We start from the raw sequence: 1156 nt of genomic DNA on the forward strand, positions 1-1156 counted from the left end.
CCATGGTGATCGCCGAGAACTATGGCTTAGAATTGTATAGTAATTCTTTATTTCTATTTTGTGGAAGTCGCAATGATCGCTTTAAAGCACTCTTTTGGGACGGCGAAGGATTTATTCTTCTTTATAAACGCTTTGAGAATGGTCATTTAAAATGGCCCAAAAGTAGTAAAGAGATCAAATTACTTAATAAGCGACAACTAGCAAATCTGCTTAAGGGACTCAATCCATTTCCGACACCGCAAATTCACCGTGCTATTCCAGGTAATCTATATTAGGGCTGTTTAAATTCCTTCCGCTTTGATATAATAATTGAAGATTTATCAAGTGAGGAGGTGACGTAGTATGGATAGCAAGGAATTAGAGAAGGAAAATCAGAGGCTAAAGGCGCAATTAGCTAGCGCTAATCAGCAAATTGATTACCTTCGTCAAATCATTGCCGGACAAAAGGAACAGCTCTTCGGGAAAAAAACTGAAGTTATTGAAAAGGTAGTAAGTGGTCAAGAATCACTATTTAGTGATGAACAATTAACGTCATTACAGTCACCTGATCTTTCAGTAACTGAAGTTACTGAAACAAAAGTTATCAAAGCAGTGCGTCACCATTCCAAACGGAAAAAGAGTGGGCAACGGACCGCTTTTTTTGATTCCTTACCCCAAGTTAATGAAAGCGAACCGCTATCCGATCAGACATGTCCAAACTGTCATCATGAACTCAAAAAGGTAGGCACCAAGTTAGTACGACGAGAGGTTTGTGTAAAGCCGGCTGAACTTTATTGTAAGAATTATTACCAAGCCACTTACAAATGTGAAAATTGCCATCCTGGTGGTAAAGATATCCTAATAAACAGCCGAACACCAAAGGCGTTACTAAATCATAGTTATTTATCGAGTAGTATTTTAGCTCAGGTAGCGAATTACAAATTTAATTTAGCGCTACCGTGTCATCGACAGATGAAACTTTGGCACGCCGTCGGCTTGCCAGTTCAGGATAAAGCCTTAGACCGTGCCCTAATTAAAGTTAGTCAGCGATACTTAAAGCCACTATACCAGGCCCTTATCAAATTAATTCAATGTGAAGCGGTAATCCATATGGATGAAACACCATTCCAGGTCCTTGATAGCCGCAAAGCCAATGGCTATTTCTGGGTGACGAGAA

At 39.6% G+C, this 1156-nt stretch carries 2 protein-coding genes; both read left to right on the forward strand.

Features of this window, described 5'->3' with window-relative positions; all coding sequences use genetic code 11:
• On the forward strand, positions 1-275 hold a 275-nt coding region (gene tnpB, locus QOS07_RS09205), incomplete at its 5' end, for an IS66 family insertion sequence element accessory protein TnpB (RefSeq protein ID WP_283588647.1).
• Between the two features lie 67 nt (positions 276-342).
• Positions 343-1156 (forward strand): IS66 family transposase (locus tag QOS07_RS09210; RefSeq protein WP_283588648.1); only part of this gene is annotated, 814 nt, incomplete at its 3' end.

The organism is Limosilactobacillus viscerum, from assembly GCF_947387525.1.
GTDB lineage: Bacteria > Bacillota > Bacilli > Lactobacillales > Lactobacillaceae > Limosilactobacillus > Limosilactobacillus viscerum.